This window comes from Thermococcus sp., assembly GCF_027066465.1.
Classification (GTDB): domain Archaea; phylum Methanobacteriota_B; class Thermococci; order Thermococcales; family Thermococcaceae; genus Thermococcus.
Window position 1 is genome coordinate 1 of the sequence record NZ_JAMONU010000157.1, and the last position, 7478, is coordinate 7478.

The window sequence follows — 7478 nt, forward strand, 5'->3', positions numbered from 1 at the left end:
ACCAACTGGGCGCTAACGCAGAGCGACCTCTTCAAGGCCGGAATCAGCGAGAACGGCATAAGCTACTGGCTGACGAGTTATGCCTTCTCGGACATCGGCCTCTGGTTCGACGTCGAGGTCATCGGCCCGAACCCGCTGGAGAACGAGAACTACAGGAAGCTCAGCCCGCTGTTCTACGCGGAGAACGTCAAGGCTCCGATACTGCTCATACACTCGCTCGAGGACTACCGCTGCCCGCTCGACCAGAGCCTGATGTTCTACAACGTGCTCAAAGACCTCGGCAAGGAGGCCTACATAGCGGTGTTCAAGAAGGGTCCGCACGGCCACAGCATCCGCGGAAGCCCGAAGCACCGCTCAAAGCGCTACAAGCTCTTCATCGAGTTCTTTGAGAGGAAGCTCAGGAAGTATGAAGAAGGCTTCGACGTCGAGAAAATACTGAAGGGAGAGAAAGAGTGAGCTTTACCTTTTCTTTTCCGCTTTTCTCGCCACTACTCCAAGTGCCTCTTCAACGCGCTTAACGCCGACGAAGCCCGCCCTCCTCAACCGCTCCATTACGCCCCTCTGGAGGTCCTTTCTGCGGTATCTCTTTCCGGGATTTCCAACGTAGTGGAAGAGCCTTCCGCCGGGCTTCAAAACCCTGAAAAGTTCGCGGTAGAACTCCTCCGAGTAGAGCTGTCCTGCTAAAGAAAAGCGCGGTGGGTCGTGGATGATTACATCGAAGCTCTCGTTCCTAAACTTCCTCACGACCTCAAAGGCGTCGCCGTGAATCACTTGGATTTTACCGCCCGTGAAGAGCTCCCTGCTCCAGGGGTTTATCTTCGCCAGCTCGATGACGTTTTTATCCCTCTCGATTGTTATGACGTAGGCTCCCCTCTTCGAGGCCTCTATGGCGGTGTAGCCGAGTCCCATGCAGGTGTCAAGGACCGTTTCTCCCTCCTTTGGCCTAACCGCGTTCACCTTGTTCCTCGTGTCCTGGAGCGGGTTTACCCCCTTCGTCCTGTGCATCCTGATGCCGTTTATCTCAATCGTCGGCGGAATCGTCGGGACGAGCTTGTAGTAGTGCTCTCCAGCTATTGCCGCCTTGTAAACTCCCCCGTCCTTGACGAAGTAAACGCTGCCCTCGTCCCTCGCTATCCTCTCGATGACGTCCTTCGAGACGCGCGTTCCATCGGGGAAGATGAACTCGTCACCTTCTCTTTTTATCTCCCACGTTCGGTTGGTTTTCCTCAGGTCGAGGTTTACTCCTGTTGCCTTTGAGAGCAGCAACCTCCTTGCCTCTCTGAAGGTTATGAAGTACATTCCCATCAGCTCCGAATTCGTAGGGGCATCTTTTTATATAACTTTACTCAAGAGCAGTATAAGGTGGCGGAGGTAGAGACGATGGGCGGCACCGAGCGAGTGCGCACCGGCATTCCGGGCTTCGACGAGCTGATAGAGGGTGGATTCCTTCCGGGAAAAGCCTACCTTGTGACGGGTCCCCCGGGGAGCGGCAAGACAACTTTTGCCATGCAGTTCCTCGTTGAGGGCGCAAAGAACGGGGAGAAAACGGCCTACGTCTCGCTGATACACAATCCCAAAGAGGTTGCCAAGGACTTCGAGCGCTTTGACCCCGACGTCTGGAACTACGTCCGCAACGGCAACCTGATACTCTACGACCTCGGGAAGGAGCTGTGGGGAACCAAGGCGAAGCCGCCCCAGTGGAGCAGCGTCATGTTCAGAATAAAAGACTTGGCCCAGGACGCCGGGATAGCGAGGCTCGTCATAGACCCCCTAACCGCAATAGACTTTCCGACAACGGACCCCGCCGAGAAAAGGGCGGAGCTTGCAACGTTCCTCAGGACAATCGAGGAGCTTGGCATAACAACGGTTCTCGTGGCCGAACTGACAGAGCTTGACCGCTACACCGAGGAGCACTACCTCGTTGATGGCGTCATAATGCTCCACTACTACCTCGACGGCGTCAAGATGGTCAGGGCTTTGCAGGTCCTCAAGATGAGGAGAACCCACCACGAGACGAGGCTCTACCGCTTTGAGTTCAGCTCGCGGGGAATCTCAATCAGGGGGCCGTTGCTATGAGGAGGCCGAGGAGGCTCCTTCGACTCAGGGACATCCTCGAGGAACGGGACGTCGTCAGAAGGGCCTACCTCACCGGTTATCTTCTCGGCTACGCGGGTCACCTTGCCTGGAGCGGCTGGTCAAGGGAGCTTAAGGAGGCGGTATTCAGAAGCGCTGAGGAGAGGGGTCTCTTAAGGGAAGCCATAATAGCCTTCAGAAAGGGAAGGATAGAGGGGGCGAGCGACAGGGAGCTGGACATAATGCTCGGAATCTACCAGCCGCCTGTGACCGAGACGGAGCTATCGTCGGAGACAATCAGGGCCTACCTCAGCAGGTCGTCCCTCGTCGGGATGCTGTCATCGAGACCAACCGGGGCGGTCAGGTTCCTGAGCTTCATCAGGTTCTCAAATTCGAGGCACCACCTCCGGGTTCCCGACTTCCTTCGGAGGCCTTAGGTTATCCTCTCGAACACCCTTTCAAAGTTTTTGAAGGCTATGGCTTCGACCTCTTTTTCGCTGAAGTTCTCCCTCAGCTTCTCCATAAGGGCCGGAATCCTCGACTCGTTCTCAAAACCCTCGACGCTCTTCCCGCTCCAGCCGCTCAGGTAGTAGACGAAGTCGAAGCCGAGGCCGACGTGTTTGTATCCGATGAGGTCGGCCATGTAGGTTATGTGCTCGACGTACCTTTCCAGCGTTGGTCTCTCCTTGTCCACGAAGCTCGGTATGGCAACCGCCCCAACGACGCCGTCCCTCTCGGCTATCGCCTTCAGCTGCTCGTCGGTCAGGTTTCTTACGTGGTCGCAGAGCTTTTTCGCGTTGGAGTGCGACGCTATGACCGGGAACGAGGTAACGCTCAGCGCGTCCCAGAAGCCGGCCTCGTTTATATGGCTGAGGTCTATCACTATCCCAAGCTCCTCGGCCTTGCCGACGACTTCGACGCCGAAGTTGGTAAGGCCTCCGTTCGTTCTCTCGAAGACGCCGTCGCCTATCGCGTTTCTGAGACTCCACGTGAGCGTCAGAACGCGAAGTCCGAGGCGGTGGAACACCTCCAGAAGGTCGAGGCTCTCGCCTATCGGTTCACCCCCTTCGAGGCCGAGCCAGAGGGCCACCCTCCCAGCTTTTATCGTTTTCCGCATCTCTTCAACGTTCCTCACGAGCTCGAAGCGCTCGCTCTCCTCAACGTCCTTGAGAAAAGAGTTCAGAACCTCGAAGCCGTAAACGGTCGCGTCCTTACGCCTGTCCGGCCTCGTCCATATTGCCATAACCCTGGCGCTTATTCCGTTGAAGAACCTCCCGTAGTTCTCCTCGAGAACCCTCGTTTTTCCTGTCTTCCTCTCATCGAAAACAAACGTGGGCAGGTCTGAATGGGCGTCGAATATCATCGCCTCACCCAGACCCATGAAGGGTCTTTAAGTCCCTTAAGGTTTCCGCCCTGATTTCTGGTGTGGGAATAGCGTTCGCAACTTTCTCGGCATCCTTAAACCTTTTCTCCCCGGCGAGGGCAAGCGCTATCCCCCTCAGCGCTCCGCTCTTCCTCTCGGGACTCTCTATCCTGAGGGCGAAGCTTAGAGCGTCCTCAAGCCTGCCCAGATGGGTCAGCAGTCCGGCAACCCTCTGGACGCCAACCTGGCTCAGCTCCAGGTTCCCCTCTCCCAGGACTTCCCTCACAAGCTCCTTGTAGGCGGGGTTGTTGACCCTCTTCATCCAGAGGGCCACCTCGAGCTTCCCTATAAGCCTCTTCTCACCGGTGTAGAGCTTCTCTATCAGCGCCAGCGCGTGTCTGTAGCGTCCTTCAAGGAGGGCGCGTCTTATCTCGGGCCTTCCGGTCTCGTAGAGGGTCTCCGCAAGCTCAATCTTTTTCTCAACTCCACCTGCCCTCTGGTTGACGTGCAGCTTGTCAAAGATGTCGAAGGCCGTTCTGTAAAAGGGCAGCGCCTTCTTTGAGTGCAGTGCGTCACCCGCGTCCTCCATCAGCCCGGCAAGGGCTATAAGCCCCTCGACCTTCTTCGAGTAGTCCACCGTTGCCCTGGTTATCACCTCGAAGGCCACGTCGAACATCTGGAGCGCGCTCTTTGAATCCCCCGCAAGCGCCATGTAGTAGGCAGTGGTTCCTATGGCGGCTCCCCTCTGGAGCGGGTCTTCTATCTCCTCCAGCTCATCGAGGGCGTTGGCGAAGCACGTTTCGGACTCCTCCACGTATCCCGCGGCGCGGTAGGCGTATCCAACCATGCTGTAGGCCATCGCCTTGTCCGCCGGTTCCTCTATGCTCTCTGCGAGGTACTCGGCGTCCTCGAGAAGTGTGGGAATCCACTCGAGGGGTTCTCCCCTCTTCAGAATTGCAAGGATTAGCTCAACAATGGCCTCTACCCTTTCGAGCCTGTCACTTAGCTCTGGAATTTTCTCAAGGGCTTCCTCAAAGCGCCCGAGTTCTATAAGTTCCTTAACGTCCTCGAATACTGGCATGGCATCTTAGATGTAGGTCGCAAACCCTTATAAACGTTGGTCGCATCTTTTCACCCATGGCGGTTCTAACGCTCGCCCTTTACAACACCTATGACGTGAAGAGACTCCACGAGGCCCATTTAAGGGCGATAGCCCGTGCCGCGCCAATAGCCTACGCCTACGACTTTCACCTTGCCCTCGTTGGATTTCCGCTGGAGGGGAAGCCGAAGGAGGTTGCCGAGGAAGTCAGCTCCCACACAACCATCGGTGAGGGGGGAAGGTACCTCCTCGAACTGGCTGAGGGAAACAGGTTCCATCTCCTTGATTTTCCCAGGAAGGGTTTTCCCCCGCAGTTCGGGACGCCCGTGGCGACAACGAGAAAGCCGAGTGATGAGAAGGAGATAACCCCCATCGAGCTGGCTGAGAGGCACCTCCGGGGTGAGAGCTTTCTCCTCCTCATAGGTCTCGGCAGGCACGGTCTTCCGAAGGAAATCTTTAAGTTGGCCCGGTATCATATGGACGTGACGGGGAAGAGGGTCAGTCTTGAAACCTGCACGGCAATCGGCGCGATAGCCGTTAGGATTGCAACCTACCGGGAGGCGCTGAAATGGAGGAGTGGAAAAAGGACGTCGCGTGGATAATAATCGCGGTCGTGGTCGTCTTTGGAATCCAGGCCGGGCTGAAGGCGGCCCTTCACACGAACTCTCCCCTCGTAATAGTGGTCAGCGGCTCGATGGAGCCGGTCTTTTACAGGGGGGACGTTGTCCTGCTCAAGGGCGTAACGAACCCCGACCAGGTCAAGGTGGGTGACGTTATAGTTTACAAGCGCCCCGGTTACGAGTATCCAATCATACACCGCGTCCGCTACATATACACGATTAAGCTCGACGGGAAGCCCGAAGAGTGCTTCGTTACATGGGGCGACAACAACCCGGTTCCCGACCCGCCCTATCCGACTCCCTACGGACCGATACAGGTCATCCTGCCTAACGGCTACCTTGCCGGATGCGTTCCGGCTTATGCCGTCGAGGCCAAGGCTGAACTTGTCTTTCCAAAGATAGGGCTGATTCCGCTCTGGATTAGGGACGCGCTCGGACTCGGGGGATGATGTGAGGGTAGGTGGCTGAGCTGTGATGACCTAATCGGCCCCTGACCAACAGCTCTTTCTGACGAAAGCGCTGGCGGAAAGAGGGCGTGCAACTATACTTCCCTTTCTTTTTTGGGATTATTTTCGACGGCACTTTCGCAGTGTTTCACTTCTGACAAGGCGTCTTCCAGATGCCAGAATATGAGTGAAACAAGCTTTGCGAAAGCAAAGGTTGCTCAGTGGTGACCGCTCTCATCACCCCTCAGGAGGGCTTGGGCGTCATCATCGCTGGGCTTAAAAACCCACCGGGCCTTTTAACCCTGGTGGTTGAGATGCGCTTCATCCCGCTCATCGTCGCAAGGCCGGAGGTTCAGATGGCGATAGACGAGGCGATAATGATTGCCAGAATCGAGGGGAAGGTTCCCGACACGGTGAGGCTCTACGCCTTCTCGCCGAGTTCAGTAACCATTGGCCGCTTCCAGAGCGTCGTCCACGACGTCAACCTTGAAGAGGCCAGAAAGCTCGGCATTCCCGTCGTAAGAAGAATAACCGGCGGAGGGAGCGTCTTCCACGACGAGTTCGGCGAGATAACCTATTCAGTCGTCGTCGGCGAGGGCCTTCATCCGGCTTTGAAGAACGTTGAAACGAGCTACCGCTACTTAGCCGGTCCACTCGTCGATGCCCTAAACGACCTCGGGCTTAAAGCGGGCTTCTCCGGCCTCAACGACATCGTCGCCAACGGGAAGAAGATAAGCGGTTCGGCGCAGACGAGGAGGAAGGGGGTAATCCTTCAGCACGGGACGTTCATGTACGCGACGCGCGTTGAAGTCCTCGGAAAAGTCCTGAGGGCTTCAAAGGCAAAGCTCGCTGACAAGGGCGTTTCGAGCATCTGGGAGCGCGTTACGACCCTGGAGCGTGAGGGAATAAAGCTGAACCGCTGGGAGGCCTACGAGCTGTTGAGGGAGCACTTCTTCAGCGCTTTCGAGCTAGAGGAGGGTGAGCTGACGGATTACGAGCTTGAGCTGGCGGAGGAGCTCATTGAGAAGCGCTATGGAGATCCAGAGTGGAACGAGATGAGGTAAGACACGCTAAAGGAGTCCCTTAAAAATCTCTCTCAACCGAGGGATGTCCTCTAATTGTTCTCCACACAACTCGGAGGTCAACGCCAGAATATGCGTGGATGAGCTTGTCCTGCATTCTTGCCATCTCCCGCCAAGGCACTTCAGGGTGCAGTTCTTTAAATTCGGACGGAATTGCTTTTGATGCCTCCCCAACAACCTCCAACGCACGGATAACGGCGAACTGAGTCTTTTTATCCCGTTGGAACTCCTCAAAGGACATTCCCTCAGTAAACTCTTCAATGAGGGTTATCGCTTCTACAATGTCGTTGAGGTAATCCTCGTGGGTTCTCTTCATACGTAAACGACCTCCCTGCCCACACCCTCGGCAATCTTTGGTTTAAGGGCGGATTTCAGAACGAGGTCTACCCTAATCCCGAGAAGGCCCTCAAGGTACTCTTCAAGCTCGATGAACTTCAGAAGGGATGGCACCTCGTAGAAATCCACGAGAATGTCCACGTCGCTCGCCTCGGTTGCCTCCCCCCGTACGTATGACCCGAATATGCCGATTTCACGGACACCGAAGCGCTCCTCAAGCTCCCGCTTGTGGGCCCTCAGGATTTCCTCAATCTCCTTCAATGTCCTCATGGTTGAGAGTTTGGATTAAGGAGGGATAAAGTTTACGCAGTTTAAAATCCCACACCAAACTCTCCCGCCAGCTCGTAGAACAGCTCGTCCTCGCCGAGCTCCTCGCGGAGTTTTTCGAAGTTCTTCATAAGCCTCGGAAGCCTGCCCTTCGAGCGCCTCAGCATAGAGTTGCCGATTTCAATGGCGAAG

Annotated in this window: 11 protein-coding genes; 6 read left to right on the forward strand and 5 right to left on the reverse strand. The window is 56.1% G+C overall.

Annotated features, from left to right (window positions below):
• Positions 1-456, forward strand: a 456-nt coding sequence (locus MVK46_RS07630; protein ID WP_297536054.1) for a prolyl oligopeptidase family serine peptidase, incomplete at its 5' end; no start/stop codon positions are given.
• 3 nt (positions 457-459) lie between these two features.
• On the opposite strand, the gene MVK46_RS07635 is transcribed toward MVK46_RS07630, so the two are convergent.
• Positions 460-1308: a methyltransferase domain-containing protein gene (locus MVK46_RS07635; protein WP_297536066.1), complete on the reverse strand. Its 849-nt coding sequence runs from the start codon at positions 1306-1308 to the stop codon at positions 460-462.
• A 54-nt stretch (positions 1309-1362) separates the two neighbouring features.
• Between MVK46_RS07635 and MVK46_RS07640 the strand changes: the two genes are divergently transcribed.
• Both MVK46_RS07640 and MVK46_RS07645 read left to right on the forward strand, forming a co-directional pair.
• On the forward strand, positions 1363-2076 hold the full coding sequence (locus MVK46_RS07640) for an RAD55 family ATPase (RefSeq protein ID WP_367182644.1): 714 nt from the start codon (positions 1363-1365) through the stop codon (positions 2074-2076).
• Positions 2073-2510 carry a hypothetical protein gene (locus MVK46_RS07645; protein WP_297536055.1) on the forward strand — a complete coding sequence of 146 codons (438 nt, stop codon included), beginning with the start codon at positions 2073-2075 and terminating at the stop codon, positions 2508-2510. The genes MVK46_RS07640 and MVK46_RS07645 overlap by 4 nt, the downstream gene beginning before the upstream one ends.
• On the opposite strand, the gene MVK46_RS07650 is transcribed toward MVK46_RS07645, so the two are convergent.
• Together MVK46_RS07650 and MVK46_RS07655 are read right to left on the reverse strand one after the other, a co-directional pair.
• Complete coding sequence (locus tag MVK46_RS07650; RefSeq protein WP_297536056.1) at positions 2507-3436, reverse strand: dipeptidase; 930 nt, start codon at positions 3434-3436, stop codon at positions 2507-2509. The genes MVK46_RS07645 and MVK46_RS07650 overlap by 4 nt on opposite strands.
• Positions 3437-3440: 4 nt before the next feature.
• The gene (locus MVK46_RS07655; protein ID WP_297536057.1) at positions 3441-4517 is read right to left on the reverse strand and encodes a hypothetical protein; all 1077 of its coding nucleotides are present in this window, start codon (positions 4515-4517) and stop codon (positions 3441-3443) included.
• A gap of 56 nt (positions 4518-4573) precedes the next feature.
• On the opposite strand from MVK46_RS07655, the gene MVK46_RS07660 reads away from it, so the two are divergent.
• The 3 genes from MVK46_RS07660 (at position 4574) to MVK46_RS07670 (ending at position 6665) form a co-directional block, all read left to right on the forward strand.
• On the forward strand, positions 4574-5137 hold the full coding sequence (locus MVK46_RS07660; protein WP_297536059.1) for a DUF531 family protein: 564 nt from the start codon (positions 4574-4576) through the stop codon (positions 5135-5137).
• A complete protein-coding gene (locus tag MVK46_RS07665; protein WP_297536060.1) occupies positions 5104-5604 on the forward strand; it encodes a signal peptidase I in 501 nt (166 codons plus the stop codon). Before MVK46_RS07660 ends, MVK46_RS07665 begins: the two co-directional genes overlap by 34 nt.
• A 311-nt stretch (positions 5605-5915) precedes the next feature.
• Positions 5916-6665: a biotin/lipoate A/B protein ligase family protein gene (locus MVK46_RS07670; protein ID WP_297536069.1), complete on the forward strand. Its 750-nt coding sequence runs from the start codon at positions 5916-5918 to the stop codon at positions 6663-6665.
• A gap of 19 nt (positions 6666-6684) precedes the next feature.
• Here the strand turns inward: MVK46_RS07670 and MVK46_RS07675 are convergent, their stop codons facing one another.
• Together MVK46_RS07675 and mntA are read right to left on the reverse strand one after the other, a co-directional pair.
• Positions 6685-6999 carry a DUF86 domain-containing protein gene (locus MVK46_RS07675; protein ID WP_297536062.1) on the reverse strand — a complete coding sequence of 105 codons (315 nt, stop codon included), beginning with the start codon at positions 6997-6999 and terminating at the stop codon, positions 6685-6687.
• Positions 6996-7289 carry a type VII toxin-antitoxin system antitoxin protein adenylyltransferase MntA gene (gene mntA / locus MVK46_RS07680; RefSeq protein WP_297536064.1) on the reverse strand — a complete coding sequence of 98 codons (294 nt, stop codon included), beginning with the start codon at positions 7287-7289 and terminating at the stop codon, positions 6996-6998. Before mntA ends, MVK46_RS07675 begins: the two co-directional genes overlap by 4 nt.
• Between the last annotated feature and the right edge of the window lie 189 nt (positions 7290-7478).

Bases quoted from the DNA above. Each gene is read 5' to 3' on its own strand.
- MVK46_RS07660 (WP_297536059.1), top strand. From the start codon at position 4,574: ATGGCGGTTCTAACGCTCGCCCTTTACAACACCTATGACGTGAAGAGA.
- MVK46_RS07670 (WP_297536069.1), top strand. From the start codon at position 5,916: ATGCGCTTCATCCCGCTCATCGTCGCAAGGCCGGAGGTTCAGATGGCG.
- MVK46_RS07665 (WP_297536060.1), top strand. From the start codon at position 5,104: ATGGAGGAGTGGAAAAAGGACGTCGCGTGGATAATAATCGCGGTCGTG.
- MVK46_RS07675 (WP_297536062.1), bottom strand. From the start codon at position 6,999: ATGAAGAGAACCCACGAGGATTACCTCAACGACATTGTAGAAGCGATA.
- MVK46_RS07650 (WP_297536056.1), bottom strand. From the start codon at position 3,436: ATGATATTCGACGCCCATTCAGACCTGCCCACGTTTGTTTTCGATGAG.
- MVK46_RS07645 (WP_297536055.1), top strand. From the start codon at position 2,073: ATGAGGAGGCCGAGGAGGCTCCTTCGACTCAGGGACATCCTCGAGGAA.
- MVK46_RS07655 (WP_297536057.1), bottom strand. From the start codon at position 4,517: ATGCCAGTATTCGAGGACGTTAAGGAACTTATAGAACTCGGGCGCTTT.
- mntA (WP_297536064.1), bottom strand. From the start codon at position 7,289: ATGAGGACATTGAAGGAGATTGAGGAAATCCTGAGGGCCCACAAGCGG.